Origin of the sequence: Erwinia sp. OLFS4 (genome assembly GCF_002752165.1) — a bacterium.
Classification (GTDB): domain Bacteria; phylum Pseudomonadota; class Gammaproteobacteria; order Enterobacterales; family Enterobacteriaceae; genus Izhakiella.
Map to the genome: position 1 here is coordinate 44,197 of NZ_MOMB01000010.1, position 13,973 is coordinate 58,169.

The 13,973-nt window shown below is 52.1% G+C and carries 15 protein-coding genes; 10 read left to right on the plus strand and 5 right to left on the minus strand.

All coding sequences use genetic code 11. The features are described 5' to 3' along the window. Position 1: 1 nt before the first annotated feature. The 3 genes from yidD to rpmH are packed head-to-tail and all read right to left on the minus strand — an operon-like array spanning position 2 to position 740. Positions 2 to 259 (minus strand): membrane protein insertion efficiency factor YidD, encoded by a 258-nt coding sequence (gene yidD / locus BL249_RS04330; protein WP_099706611.1) that lies wholly within the window; start codon positions 257 to 259, stop codon positions 2 to 4. Further along, on the minus strand, positions 223 to 582 hold the full coding sequence (gene rnpA, locus BL249_RS04335; protein ID WP_099706610.1) for a ribonuclease P protein component: 360 nt from the start codon (positions 580 to 582) through the stop codon (positions 223 to 225). The genes yidD and rnpA overlap by 37 nt, the downstream gene beginning before the upstream one ends. Positions 583 to 599: 17 nt before the next feature. Next, on the minus strand, positions 600 to 740 hold the full coding sequence (gene rpmH, locus BL249_RS04340) for a 50S ribosomal protein L34 (protein WP_000831330.1): 141 nt from the start codon (positions 738 to 740) through the stop codon (positions 600 to 602). Positions 741 to 1,315: 575 nt separating this feature from the next. Here rpmH and dnaA point away from each other — a divergent pair. The 9 genes from dnaA (at position 1,316) to BL249_RS04385 (ending at position 12,464) form a co-directional block, all read left to right on the plus strand. Further along, positions 1,316 to 2,707 (plus strand): chromosomal replication initiator protein DnaA, encoded by a 1,392-nt coding sequence (gene dnaA / locus BL249_RS04345; protein WP_099706609.1) that lies wholly within the window; start codon positions 1,316 to 1,318, stop codon positions 2,705 to 2,707. Positions 2,708 to 2,711: 4 nt separating this feature from the next. Next, positions 2,712 to 3,812 (plus strand): DNA polymerase III subunit beta, encoded by a 1,101-nt coding sequence (dnaN, locus tag BL249_RS04350; RefSeq protein WP_099706608.1) that lies wholly within the window; start codon positions 2,712 to 2,714, stop codon positions 3,810 to 3,812. A gap of 205 nt (positions 3,813 to 4,017) precedes the next feature. Then, the gene (gene recF, locus BL249_RS04355) at positions 4,018 to 5,103 is read left to right on the plus strand and encodes a DNA replication/repair protein RecF (RefSeq protein ID WP_099706607.1); all 1,086 of its coding nucleotides are present in this window, start codon (positions 4,018 to 4,020) and stop codon (positions 5,101 to 5,103) included. Between the two features lie 17 nt (positions 5,104 to 5,120). Continuing rightward, positions 5,121 to 7,529, plus strand: a complete 2,409-nt coding sequence (gene gyrB / locus BL249_RS04360; RefSeq protein ID WP_099706606.1) for a DNA topoisomerase (ATP-hydrolyzing) subunit B — start codon at positions 5,121 to 5,123, stop codon at positions 7,527 to 7,529. A gap of 319 nt (positions 7,530 to 7,848) precedes the next feature. Next, positions 7,849 to 8,658 carry a sugar-phosphatase gene (gene yidA / locus BL249_RS04365; protein WP_099716805.1) on the plus strand — a complete coding sequence of 270 codons (810 nt, stop codon included), beginning with the start codon at positions 7,849 to 7,851 and terminating at the stop codon, positions 8,656 to 8,658. A 129-nt stretch (positions 8,659 to 8,787) separates the two neighbouring features. Continuing rightward, positions 8,788 to 9,486 (plus strand): FadR/GntR family transcriptional regulator, encoded by a 699-nt coding sequence (locus BL249_RS04370; RefSeq protein WP_099706604.1) that lies wholly within the window; start codon positions 8,788 to 8,790, stop codon positions 9,484 to 9,486. Further along, positions 9,483 to 10,358 (plus strand): 2-dehydro-3-deoxygalactonokinase, encoded by an 876-nt coding sequence (locus tag BL249_RS04375; RefSeq protein WP_099706603.1) that lies wholly within the window; start codon positions 9,483 to 9,485, stop codon positions 10,356 to 10,358. Before BL249_RS04370 ends, BL249_RS04375 begins: the two co-directional genes overlap by 4 nt. Next, on the plus strand, positions 10,342 to 10,959 hold the full coding sequence (locus tag BL249_RS04380) for a 2-dehydro-3-deoxy-6-phosphogalactonate aldolase (RefSeq protein WP_099706602.1): 618 nt from the start codon (positions 10,342 to 10,344) through the stop codon (positions 10,957 to 10,959). The genes BL249_RS04375 and BL249_RS04380 overlap by 17 nt, the downstream gene beginning before the upstream one ends. Before the next feature lie 242 nt (positions 10,960 to 11,201). Beyond that, positions 11,202 to 12,464, plus strand: coding sequence for a DUF3748 domain-containing protein (locus BL249_RS04385; protein ID WP_099706601.1), 1,263 nt, complete (start codon positions 11,202 to 11,204; stop codon positions 12,462 to 12,464). Here BL249_RS04385 and BL249_RS04390 read toward each other — a convergent pair. After that, positions 12,445 to 12,810, minus strand: a complete 366-nt coding sequence (locus BL249_RS04390; RefSeq protein ID WP_099706633.1) for a YceK/YidQ family lipoprotein — start codon at positions 12,808 to 12,810, stop codon at positions 12,445 to 12,447. The genes BL249_RS04385 and BL249_RS04390 overlap by 20 nt on opposite strands. A gap of 297 nt (positions 12,811 to 13,107) precedes the next feature. On the opposite strand from BL249_RS04390, the gene ibpA reads away from it, so the two are divergent. Further along, positions 13,108 to 13,524 (plus strand): small heat shock chaperone IbpA, encoded by a 417-nt coding sequence (gene ibpA, locus BL249_RS04395; protein ID WP_099706600.1) that lies wholly within the window; start codon positions 13,108 to 13,110, stop codon positions 13,522 to 13,524. 285 nt (positions 13,525 to 13,809) lie between these two features. On the opposite strand, the gene BL249_RS04400 is transcribed toward ibpA, so the two are convergent. Then, the coding region (locus tag BL249_RS04400; RefSeq protein WP_241898836.1) for an IS1 family transposase at positions 13,810 to 13,973 on the minus strand (164 nt) is incomplete at its 5' end.

The window sequence follows — 13,973 nt, forward strand, 5'->3', positions numbered from 1 at the left end:
GTTAATGTTCTCTGTTATCGTCGGTTTTTTGTGGCACCGGATCGTCACCACCCGGATGTAAAGGGTGGCATTTTAATACGCGTTTCATCGTCAACCAACTGCCTTTTACTATGCCAAAGCGGCGTAACGCTTCAATACTATAGTGCGAACAGCTGGGATTAAAGCGGCAGCGTGGCCCCAGCAGCGGGCTGATAACACGTTGATAAACGTGTATCAGCGCAATCAGGAGCCGCGCGCCAGGCGACAATGACGACGCCATAATTTCTCCAACGCTTCCACCAGCGAGCGGTTATCGAGTTCGGCGACACCTTTTTTTGCCACCACCACAAAATCCATGGCAGGAAGTTCGTGCTGGCGCAAGCGAAAGCTTTCACGCGTCAGGCGCTTGATGCGATTACGTTCATGTGCTCGCTTGACGTTTTTTTTCGCTACGGTGAGACCGATACGGGGATACCCCAGCGAGTTAAGGCGGCCGAGAATGGTAATTTGCGGCGTGCCAGCCCGTTGTGGCTGCTGGAAGACGTAAGTGAAATGAGTGGGAGTCAACAAACGTAACTCCCTGGGAAATGCGAGCTTAACCACTCAGCGGTTAGCTTTTATTACTTAGAAACGGTCAGACGAGCGCGGCCTTTAGCACGACGACGTGCCAGAACCTGACGACCATTTTTAGTTGCCATACGAGCGCGGAAGCCGTGAGAGCGGTTACGCTTCAGTACAGACGGTTGAAAAGTGCGTTTCATGGCGATTTCTACCTAAACTTTTGGAAATTGTTACTGTCGACGCGTAAACACGGAGCCGTAAAGCAACCTGCGCCTCAGAGTATCTTTTATATAAAGAGGCGGGATTGTAATAACTGTACAGTCCGGAGTCAATTTACTTCGCGCAATACGCGTTTTTAAATAGCCTGGCGAGCAGCAAAACTGACGCTGGGGCAGGCATTATACGGCCTCTGGCATAAAGCGCAAGGATCGGCCAGGATCATACGGCGATCCCTTCTCTGCGATTAATGACAAAATCGTGACGCTGGTATGAAATTTAAGCTAATGTTAACGATCCGGCATGCGTATTTGTCGAAAAACGGTAAACTGATGCTGCTTTTTTTGCCTGTGGATAAATTGGATCGAATCTATGTAGAAAGGGGAGATCTCTGGCGCTGTTTGCGCTATGATCTGCCCTTCCTCTGAGGATCCAGCGATGGCGATCCCAGCAGATATCATTGCAGATAGCGATGCGCATGCAGCAGGATGCATGCGTCAACAACGAAGAAAGATCTTGAGTACTTTTTCTTATCGATTTTATTCGAGTGGAGTCCGCCGTGTCACTTTCGCTATGGCAACAGTGCCTTGCCCGATTGCAGGATGAGCTACCTGCCACTGAATTCAGCATGTGGATCCGTCCACTTCAGGCCGAGCTTTATGACAATACGCTCGCTTTGTACGCCCCTAACCGGTTTGTGCTCGACTGGGTAAGAGATAAGTATTTAAACAATATCAACGGGTTATTAAACGATTTTTGTGGTGTTGACGCACCGTTGCTGCGTTTTGAGGTGGGCAGCAAACCGGTAACACAGAACGTCAGCCAGCCGGTAACCGTCAGCGTTAACGCGGCGCCTGCCGGCAGTGTGCGGACAGTGGCGACTGTGCGTCCCAGCTGGGATACCATGCCGGCTCCGGCTGAGCATGCTTATCGCTCCAATGTTAACACCAAACATAATTTTGATAACTTTGTTGAAGGTAAATCGAACCAGCTGGCTCGTGCGGCGGCGCGTCAGGTGGCTGATAATCCGGGTGGCGCTTACAATCCCTTGTTCCTTTATGGCGGCACTGGCCTTGGCAAAACGCATTTGCTGCATGCGGTGGGTAACGGCATTGTGGCGCGTAAGCCTAATGCCCGGGTGGTGTATATGCATTCCGAGCGCTTTGTGCAGGACATGGTAAAAGCGTTACAAAACAATGCTATTGAAGAATTTAAACGCTATTATCGTTCGGTTGATGCGCTGCTGATCGATGATATTCAGTTCTTTGCGAATAAAGAGCGTTCACAGGAAGAGTTTTTTCATACTTTCAATGCGTTGCTTGAAGGCAATCAACAGATTATTTTAACCTCCGATCGCTATCCGAAAGAAATCAACGGGGTGGAAGATCGCCTCAAGTCGCGTTTTGGCTGGGGGCTGACCGTAGCCATCGAGCCGCCTGAGCTGGAAACCCGCGTGGCAATACTGATGAAAAAAGCCGACGAGAACGATATTCGTCTGCCGGGGGAAGTGGCTTTTTTTATTGCCAAACGGCTGCGTTCCAACGTGCGTGAGCTGGAGGGCGCGCTTAACCGGGTCATTGCCAACGCTAATTTTACCGGCAGGGCAATTACTATCGATTTTGTACGTGAGGCCCTGCGCGATTTACTGGCGCTACAGGAAAAGCTGGTCACCATCGACAATATTCAGAAAACGGTGGCAGAATATTACAAAATAAAAATTGCCGATCTGTTGTCGAAGCGCCGTTCACGTTCGGTAGCACGCCCTCGCCAGATGGCAATGGCGCTGGCAAAAGAGCTCACCAACCACAGCCTGCCGGAAATCGGTGATGCTTTCGGGGGTCGTGACCATACTACCGTGCTGCACGCCTGCCGTAAAATTGAGCAGCTGCGTGAAGAGAGTCACGACATAAAAGAAGATTTCTCAAATTTAATCAGAACATTATCTTCCTGACGCTATGAAATTTACTGTAGAACGTGAGCATTTACTTAAGCCACTCCAGCAGGTGAGTGGTCCGCTAGGCGGACGGCCGACGCTACCGATTCTGGGCAACTTATTGCTACAGGTGAACGACGGTTCACTGCTGTTGACCGGGACCGATCTGGAAATGGAAATGGTCGCCCGGGTAACGCTGGAGCAGGGGCATGAGCCTGGCGCCACTACCGTCCCGGCGCGTAAATTTCTTGATATCTGTCGTGGCTTGCCCGACGGGGCAGAAATCAGCGTGGCACTGGACGGTGAACGTATGCTGGTGCGTTCCGGTCGCAGCCGTTTTTCATTGTCTACTTTGCCGGCCAGTGATTTTCCCAATCTTGATGACTGGCAAAGCGAGGTAGAGTTTACGCTGCCTCAGGCAACCCTGAAGCGTCTGATTGAAGCAACCCAGTTTTCAATGGCCCACCAGGATGTGCGCTATTACCTCAACGGTATGCTGTTTGAAACCGAAGGCGAAGAGTTACGCACGGTAGCAACCGATGGCCATCGTCTGGCGGTTTGTGCCCTGCCTGTTGGCCAGCCGTTGCCAAATCATTCGGTGATTGTTCCGCGTAAAGGGGTAACGGAATTATTGCGCCTGCTGGATGGTGGCGACGCGCCATTACAGGTGCAAATTGGCAGTAATAATATTCGCGCCCATGTTGGTGATTTTATCTTTACCTCCAAGCTGGTTGACGGGCGCTTTCCTGATTACCGGCGCGTTTTACCAAAAAATCCGGATAAAACACTGGAAGCCGGCTGCGACCTTCTGAAGCAGGCATTTGCCCGTGCGGCGATTTTGTCTAATGAAAAATTCCGCGGCGTACGTTTGTATATTACTGAAAACCAGCTAAAAATTACCGCAAACAACCCGGAGCAGGAAGAAGCCGAAGAACAACTGGATGTCAGCTATGGTGGCAGCGATCTGGAAATCGGTTTTAATGTCAGCTATGTGCTGGACGTCCTCAACGCGCTGAAATGCGAAAATGTGCGCCTGCTGCTGACCGATTCGGTGTCCAGCGTGCAGATTGAAGATGCCGCCAGCCAGTCGGCTTCCTATGTGGTGATGCCAATGCGCTTGTAAGAGGGCAGTTAACGTCGGGCTGATTGAGCTGCCAGCTGGCGTGATGACCGCGTTCGTCATCCTGGCATGCACCTTGTGTATGTGCCGGGGGCTGGCGAAACCTCATCTGCCGGTGAAGTTAACGCCCTGAGCTCAGCCTGCATTTTTGTCTGTCAAACCAACGCCACTATAGAGATAGTGCAATTTCCAGCGAGCAATCTGATATATGGCATTAACCCGCCTGCTGATTCAGGACTTTCGCAATATTGAAAATGCCGATCTGGCGCTGGAGTCTGGGTTTAATTTCCTGGTCGGTGCTAACGGCAGCGGAAAAACCAGCGTTCTTGAAGCCATTTATACGCTTGGTCATGGTCGGGCGTTTCGCAGTTTGCAGGCGGGACGGGTGATTCGTCACGACCAGCCACATTTTGTGTTACATGGTCGGGTGAGCGGCGCAGAGCGCGAGGTTGCCATTGGCTTAACCAAAAATCGTGCCGGGGAAAGTAAAGTCCGTATTGATGGCAGCGACGGCCATAAGGTTGCTGAACTGGCACTTATGTTACCGATGCAGCTTATTACTCCGGAAGGATTTACCTTGCTTAATGGCGGCCCCAAATATCGCCGGGCTTATATTGACTGGGGTTGTTTTCATAACGAAAGCCAGTTTTTTAATGCCTGGGTTAATTTGCGCAGACTGCTTAAACAGCGTAACGCCGCGCTGCGTCAGGTGACTCGCTATGCCCAGATTCGGCCCTGGGATCAGGAGCTGGTACCGCTGGCTGAACAGATAAGCCACTGGCGGGCGCAATACAGTCAGGCTATTGCGCAGGATATTGCCAGCACCTGCCGCCAGTTTTTACCTGAATTTGACCTCGCTTTCTCCTTCCAGCGCGGCTGGGATAAAGAGAGCGATTATGCCGGACTGCTGGAGCGTCAGTTCGAACGCGATCGGGCGCTGACTTACACTTCCAGCGGGCCGCATAAAGCCGACTTTCGCATCCGGGCTGACAATACGCCGGTGGAAGATGTGCTATCGCGCGGCCAGTTAAAGCTGTTGATGTGCGCGCTGCGTCTGGCTCAGGGTGAGTTTCTTACCCGCCATAATGGCCGGCGTTGCCTTTATCTGATTGATGATTTTGCCTCGGAGCTGGATGACACCCGTCGCCAGCTATTAGCCACCCGGTTGAAAGCAACCCAGGCTCAGGTTTTTGTCAGCGCCATCAGTGCGGAACACGTTATCGACATGAGCGATGAAAAGGGCAAGATGTTCCGTGTAGAACAGGGTAAAATAACGCTTCAACCTGAAGATTAAATGAGCGAGAAACGTTGATGTCGAATTCTTATGACTCCTCAAGTATCAAAGTTCTGAAAGGGCTGGATGCAGTCCGCAAACGTCCGGGTATGTATATCGGCGATACGGATGATGGCACCGGTCTGCATCACATGGTATTCGAGGTCGTGGACAACGCCATCGACGAAGCGCTTGCTGGTCACTGCAAAGATATCGTTGTCACTATTCACGCCGACAATTCGGTATCGGTTCAGGATGATGGCCGGGGTATTCCCACCGGCATTCACCCGGAAGAAGGGGTCTCGGCGGCGGAAGTTATCATGACGGTGCTGCACGCCGGCGGTAAGTTTGATGATAACTCTTATAAGGTTTCCGGCGGGTTGCATGGTGTTGGGGTTTCAGTGGTGAATGCGCTGTCAGAAAAGCTGGAGCTGACCATTCGCCGCGAAGGCAAAGTGCATCAGCAGGTATATCAGCATGGTGTACCGCAGGCCCCTCTCAGCGTAACCGGCGAAACCGACGCTACCGGTACCCGCGTGCGCTTCTGGCCAAGCCCGGAGACCTTTACCAATGTGACCCGGTTTGAATTCGAGACGCTGGCAAAACGGCTGCGTGAACTGTCGTTCCTCAATTCCGGTGTTTCTATCCGTCTTGAAGATAAGCGCGACGAAAAAAGCGATCATTACCATTATGAAGGGGGTATTAAAGCTTTTGTCGAATATCTTAATAAAAATAAGACCCCTATCCATCCGACGGTGTTCTATTTCAGTACGGAAAAAGACGGGATTGGTGTTGAGATCGCCCTGCAGTGGAACGACGGATTTCAGGAAAATATTTATTGTTTTACCAATAACATACCGCAGCGCGATGGCGGCACGCATCTGGCAGGTTTTCGCGCCGCAATGACCCGTACGCTCAATGCGTATATGGACAAAGAAGGCTTCAGTAAAAAAGCCAAAATCAGTGCTACCGGTGATGATGCGCGTGAAGGGCTGGTCGCTGTGGTGTCGGTGAAGGTTCCCGATCCAAAATTCTCTTCGCAGACCAAAGATAAGCTGGTTTCATCGGAAGTGAAATCTGCCGTTGAATCGCAGATGAACGAACTGCTGGCTGAATATCTGCTGGAAAATCCTAACGACGCAAAAATTGTTGTCGGTAAAATTATCGACGCAGCCCGTGCTCGTGAAGCCGCACGGCGCGCCCGTGAAATGACCCGCCGTAAGGGTGCGTTGGACCTGGCTGGTTTACCTGGCAAGCTGGCCGACTGTCAGGAACGCGACCCGGCGCATTCCGAACTTTACCTGGTGGAAGGGGACTCGGCGGGCGGTTCTGCCAAACAGGGTCGTAACCGCAAGAATCAGGCGATTCTGCCACTGAAAGGCAAAATCCTTAACGTGGAAAAAGCGCGTTTTGACAAGATGCTCTCTTCTCAGGAGGTCGCCACGCTGATCACGGCGTTAGGTTGTGGTATTGGTCGTGACGAATACAACCCGGACAAATTACGTTACCACAGTATCATCATCATGACCGATGCCGATGTTGATGGTTCGCATATCCGTACCCTGTTGCTGACTTTCTTTTATCGTCAGATGCCTGAAATTGTTGAGCGTGGGCATGTTTATATCGCACAGCCCCCGCTGTATAAGGTCAAGAAAGGCAAGCAGGAACAATATATTAAAGACGATGATGCGATGGATCAGTATCAGATTGCCATCGCGCTGGATGGGGCAACGCTGCACACTAACGCTGATGCTCCGGCTCTGGGCGGCGAACAGCTGGAAGCGCTGGTGTCTGAGTTCAATAGCACCCAGAAAATGATTAAGCGCATGGAGCGTCGTTACCCGCTGGCACTGCTGCGGGCGCTGATTTACCATCCAACGCTGGCGAGTCTCAGCGACGAGCGCCAGGTCAGCGAATGGCTGGCTTCGCTGGTTGCCGCACTTAACGAGCGTGAGCAGCATGGCAGTCAGTACCGCGATTTGGTAGAAGAAAACCGCGAGCTACAGCTGTTTGAGCCGGTGGTTCGGGTACGGACTCACGGTGTTGATAGCGACTACAGGTTTGATCACGAGTTTATCGCCGGCGCGGAATACCGCAAAATCTGTACGCTGGGTGAAAAATTACGCGGCCTGATCGAAGAAGACGCTTATATTGAACGTGGCGATCGGCGCCAGCCGGTTGCCAGTTTTGAGCAGGCACTGGAATGGCTGGTTAAAGAGTCACGTCGTGGTCTTTCTGTGCAGCGTTACAAAGGTCTTGGTGAAATGAACCCTGACCAGTTATGGGAAACCACTATGGACCCGGAAAGTCGTCGTATGATGCGCGTTACCGTCAAAGACGCGATTGCTGCCGATCAGCTGTTTACAACGCTGATGGGGGATGCGGTTGAACCGCGTCGCGCCTTTATTGAAGAAAACGCGCTGAAAGCGGCAAACATTGATATCTGACGCCACTCAGCCGCGCCAGCCCTCAATCCGGCTGGTGCGCTGACTGGCGGTGTGTTCTCTTACCTCTGCGGTGGTTTTGTTTGTCGTTGCCCGGCTGACTGTTACCTGTGTCGCAGGCTTTCTGCTGGCGCGTTATTTCCCTGGTTTTTTGCATATCTGCCCGCCCTGACCTTTGTCAGCGGGGGCGTCTTTTGCTGTAAATATCTTCAGCATCCGCCGGAAAACCCTTGTTTTTCGCACGGCCCGCCACGGGAATGACTCGTCAACCTGCATCCAATCACGTTAGGATGAAGATAAAACTCACCGTCACGAGGACATTATGGCTGTTAAACTTATCGCCATTGATATGGATGGCACGTTACTTAACCCTCAGCACCAGGTCTCTGCCGGCGTTAACGCGGCAATCAGCGCAGCGAAAGCCAAAGGTATTAAGGTGGTTCTGGCAACCGGGCGTCCGTATGTCGGCATTGTGCGTTATCTGAAAGAACTGGATTTACAGCAAGACGATCAGTACGCCATCTCTTATAACGGCGCCCTGGTTCACCGTGCCGTGGACGGTGAACCAGTTTCCGAGGTGAGCCTGGGCTTTGACGACTATCTCTATTTTGAAAAATTAGCCCGCCAGCTTGGCGTGCATTTCCAGGCCCTGGACAAAACCGCGCTGTATACCGCTAATAAAGATATCAGTGAATATACCGTGCATGAGGCATACCTGACCGGTATTGCCTTGCGCTATTGCCCGCGGGATGAGATGGATCCGCACACCACCTTTCCTAAGGTGATGATGATTGATAAGCCGGCTTTGTTAGATGCCGCCATTGCCGCTTTGCCGCAGGCTGCATGGGACAAGTACACCCTGTTAAAGAGTGCCCCCTACTATCTGGAAATTCTCAATAAGCGGGTGAATAAAGGCTATGGTGTAAAAGTGCTGGCCGATCTGCTGGGCCTGAAGCCAGAAGAAATCATGGCAATTGGCGATCAGGAAAATGACATCGCGATGATTCAATATGCCGGTACCGGGGTGGCGATGGGGAATGCCATAGAACCGGTAAAAGCTGCCGCACAGTTTGTGACCCGTAGCAACAGTGAAGATGGCGTAGCCTATGCGATTGAACGTTTCGCGCTTTGACTGTTGTGTCTTTTTTGTGATCTATATTGTAGTGCAATATGCATTATAAATACTACAATTCTGAGATGGCCATCTGCGAACTACCCTCTACCATGCCGGCGAAAAAATGCAATCTAAACAGGGAGAATCATGAACCAGCGCGCCGTTAGCAAAACCGATCGCATTATTCTGACGCTGGGCGAGGAGATTGTTGCCGGTAAATATGTGCCTGGAGCGGCGCTGCCGGCAGAAGCCGATTTGTGTCAGCGGTTCGCGACCTCACGCAACGTTATTCGCGAAGTGTTCCGTGGTTTAATGGCAAAAAAACTGATTGAAATGAAACGCTATTGCGGTGCCTTCGTGACCCCGTGTGGCCACTGGAATTATCTTGATAGCGATGTGTTGCAATGGATTTTAAAGCACGATCAGAATCCTCAGCTGATTGCCGCCATGCGCGAAGTTCATCATCTGATTGAGCCAAAAGTTGCCCGCTGGGCAGCTGAACGTGCAACTTCCAGCGATCTGACGCAGATAGAAACCGCGCTGAATGACATGGCGGCTAACTATCATGATGGTGCTGCGTTTAACCGCGCCGATATTCGTTATCACCAGGCGGTACTGGCTTCGGTACATAATCCGGTTTTGCAGCAACTGAGCGTGGCGGTCAGTCAGTTGCAGCAAGCGGTGTTTGAACGCACTGACATGCCCGGGTCTGGCAAAATGCCGCGCACGCTACGACAACATCAATCGCTTTATGAGGCAATTCGTCATCAAAATCCGGATGCTGCTGAGCAGGCGGCATTAACCATGATTGCCAGTTCTACCCAACGCTTAAAGGATATTCCGTGAGCAGCTATATCGCAATTGACTGGGGATCAACCAATTTGCGCGCCTGGTATTATCGTCACGGGCAGCTTATTGATGAACGGCGTTCCGAAGCGGGGGTTACCCGACTGGAAGGGCGCACGCCGCTGCAGGTATTTAATACGGTAACGGCAGACTGGCCGGTTAATGATCTGCCGGTGGTGATGGCCGGTATGGTAGGCAGTAATGCTGGCTGGCTGTCGGTGCCCTATCTGCCTTGTCCGGTTTCGCTGGATCAGCTGGCATCTCACCTGACCCGGGTAGAACAGCGTGCCTGGATTGTACCGGGGCTGAAGGTAAGCCGTGAGGATAATTATAATATCATTCGTGGCGAAGAAACCCAGCTTCTCGGGGCCAGCGAACTGGCTCCGTCGTCGCTGTATGTGATGCCCGGTACTCACGCCAAATGGGTGGTTAGCCAGCAAAAGCAGATTGTCGATTTCCGCACGGTGATGACCGGAGAAATGCATCATCTTTTGCTGAAACATGCTTTAATTGGTGCCGGTCTGCCGCAACAAAAACAACATCCTGAGGCTTTCCGCGCCGGGCTGATTACCGGCAGCAACGATAGCACCATTATTGCCCGGCTGTTTGAAGTGCGCGCCCGCCACGTACTTGGCGCGCTGGCACAGAGTGCGGTGAGTGATTACCTTTCCGGCTTGCTGATCGGTCACGAGGTCGCCAGTCAGCTGCGCCATTTCAACAGTAAAGCCCCACTGACGCTGATTGCCGGCAAAGCGCTGGCGCACCGCTATCAGCAGGCCTTTGAGTTACAAGGGGTGTCAATCACCGTGCTGGATGGTGACGATGCTTTTCAGCAAGGAATCAGGAGTATTGCTCATGAACTGGCCAACTAAACTGCCGCTGATTGCCATCTTACGCGGTATCACGCCCGAGGAGGCTGAATCGCATGTCGGTGCTTTGATCGATGCGGGGTTTGATGCCATTGAAATTCCGCTGAACTCGCCGGCATGGCAGCAAAGCATCCCTCGAATGGTAAAAATCTATGGCAGCCAGGCGTTGATTGGCGCTGGCACGGTGCTGAATGTACAACAGGTTGATTTGCTGGCCGGTTTTAACAGTCAGCTGGTGGTGACACCCAACACTGACGTGGCGGTGATCCGGCGGGCGGCAGAAAAAGGTATGGTCATCGCGGCCGGCTGCGCCACGGCTTCCGAGGCCTTTACTGCCCTTAACGCAGGGGCACAGGTGCTGAAAATTTTTCCGGCATCGGCCTTCGGTCCTGACTATATCAAAGCGCTGAAAGCGGTATTACCGGCGGAAGTGCCGGTGTTTGCCGTTGGTGGCGTTACGCCAGAAAATCTAAAAACTTTTCTGGATGCGGGCTGTGCGGGGGCTGGCTTAGGCAGCGATCTCTATCGCGCTGGGCAATCGCCGGCAATGACTCGCGAAAAAGCCGGTGCTTTTGTGCAGGCCTGGCAGAAGGCGGTGCAATGAAAATAACCGGTCAGCCGCGATGGTTTACAATACAGTCTCTATCACGCCTGCCCTACAGCAAGGCGGTGACATTATTTTAATTGATTATGTTTTGCGCCGGCACTGACCGGTATTGCCGCTGTTGCTTTACCTGGGGCGATAAGTTATCTGTTAGCGGTCGGCGAGGTGAGTGGGTTAAGAGGCTGCATTGCCGGGTGAATTAGCGTAGTTTGTTGGCACCGATTTATTCAGGTCGTTTTGCTATGGAAAAACAGCTGACTTTCGCACCGCGCCATCATCAACTGACCAATATTAACGTCTGGACTGCCGACAGCCAGTGGCTGGTTTACGATGTGCGTCCGTCGCCCTCTGATTTTAGCGGTCTGACCCTTGAGCGCGTTAGTATCAACGGTGAGCACGACATCCTTTATAGTGCCAGTGATGGGGCGTACGTCGGGGTGGTAACGGCCAGCCCGGTGCTGCCTCAGCGTTATCTGGCCATTCATGGTCCGGAACATCCGGATGCCAGCTGGCATTATGATTTTCACCATCGCCGCGGGGTTGTTATTGAGGGGCCGGCAGTGCAAACGCTGGATGCCTGTGACATTACGCCGCCTTTTACCCCAGGTGCGCTGCGTGGGGGCAGTCATGTGCATGTTTACAGCCCCGATGGCAGGCGAATCAGTTTTACCTATAACGATCATGTGATGCATGAGTTCGATATCCGCCAGGATTTGCGTAATGTCGGGGTGGCGGTGCCTCTGCGGGCCGTTTGTCCGGCTAAACAACATCCGCGTGAACATGATGGCAGCCATTTTTGTGTGCTGGTCAGTCAGACCACATCGCAACCGCGTCCCGGCAGCGATGATATTAGCCGCGCCTATGAAGAGGGGTGGGTTGGCCAGTATGGCTATCGGCGGGCGGATGGCAGCCATCAGCATTCGGCACTGGCTTTTATTGGTGACACGCTGGCCGTTAACGGTGACAAAGTTGCCGAGGTATTTATTGTCGATTTGCCGCAGTCGGATGCTGACTTTGCTATCGCCGGGCGCGAGCCACTGCAGGGAACCGCGACAAGTTTGCCAGCGCCGCCGGCGGGCATTATGCAGCGTCGTCTGACCTTTAGCCATTCGCGTCGTTGGCCCGGTGTGGTCAGCCAGCCACGGCACTGGTTGCGCAGTACAGCGGACGGTAGTGAGATCGCTTTTTTGATGAAAGATGAGCAGGGCATTGTGCAGTTATGGGGGATCTCGCCGCTGGGTGGCGAACCCCGTCAGATCAGCCGCAGTCCCTGGCCCATGCAGTCCGCCTTTAGCTGGCACCCACAGGGCGGGCAGCTGGCCATTATCTGTGATAACAGCGTCATGCAGATCAACGCCAGCAGTGGTGCAATGCGTCGTCTGACCCCCCGACGGCAACAGGCACCTGTTGGCGATGCGGTGGTCTGGTCACCCGATGGCCGTTATATTGCTTTTTTGCGCCAGATTGACGGTTGGCAGCAAATCGTTATTGCTGATGCGTATTAGCCACCAATGGTGCCGCTCCGGATAAGCTTTGCTCAGTGTGGGTGAATTTTTCGCTGCGTAAAACCCGTTCACGCGGCGAGTCTTGCGATTTATCGCTGCCGCTGCGCATATAATCCAGCGGCAGCAGCAGGGTATCCAGCAGCGCCGAGAAGGGCAGATCGAGAGCGGCCAGTGAACGCAGTGGCCAGCCGTTTTCACTGTCAGCAACCATCTTCGCACTGGCTCTGGTGCCAGGGTAATAGCCCTGATCGGGTCCGGTGTGGGTCATGATACTGGAACAGCCGCTACTGGCCAGTGACAACAAGACCACCATACCCGCCAGGCGGAATTTTTTTAACACTATCATCGCATCATCCCTACAGTCCTGTTGTGCAGGCTGAGTTAAGTTGCCATCGTGCGGGAGGTTTTCCCGGCCATTCTGTGTTGGCTCTGACATTCGCTGGCAACGCTTCCTTGAGTGTACGTCATTCAACCGTTTTGGTTAAAAAAAAACGTTGTGCCGACTTGAAAAGTGCCAGTTTGGCGCCATCTTTATCCCGTGGTCGCTGAATACTGTGCCGACAGGGCGGTTTTTCAGGGCCTTTTACCTGTCCATTATGGAAGGTGAATGTATAAAATCTTGCTGATTCTCAGGAGTTAAAAAATGCGTAACTTTGATCTTGCACCGCTGTATCGTTCTTCCATTGGTTTTGATCGTCTGATTAACCTGCTGGAGTCTAATCAGAATCAAAGTAACGGTGGTTACCCCCCGTACAACGTTGAACTGGTTTCCGAAAATAAATACCGTATAACAATTGCTGTGGCCGGTTTTGCCCAGGAAGAACTGGATATTACCGCCCACGATAATATGCTGACAGTCCGGGGTGCACACCCTGAAGAGCAGCCTGAACGCACTTACCTTTATCAGGGTATCGCCGAGCGCAATTTTGAACGCAAATTCCAGCTGGCCGATCACGTTCAGGTGCGCGATGCTCGCCTGGAACTTGGCCTGCTCTATATTGATCTGGAGCGTATTGTGCCTGAGGCGATGAAACCGCGTCGTATCGAAATTCTGAAATAATATTCAGATACCGAGGGAGGAGAAAAACCTCCCTTTTTTTATTCCGGATATCTGTCACGCTGCAGCAAATTTTAGTTTTTGTCAAATAATCAGTGTAAAAACGTGCTAGCAGCTAGCATGTCTTCCTATTTTATAACGCTTTGAATACCTTATTTAAGGTCAATTGCATACTTAATGCCATTAATAATAAAAGGGGTTATTTTATTAGAAATAGCTTGTCAGTATGATAATTATTTATTTTTATGAATGTTCAAAAATAAGAAGATATGACGGTGATGCCTCCAATTAGTAGAACATGTGTTTCTCGATAAACGCTCCAATGACTTTTTCGTGGATCTCAACTGAGCGCGAAAAGCAGATTGTTTTACGAGCCAACCGTTTAATGCGGGTGCGGAGCGTCAGGTTATTACGTTCAATGCGTTGGGTGAAAATTTTGCCCGTCAGACTCC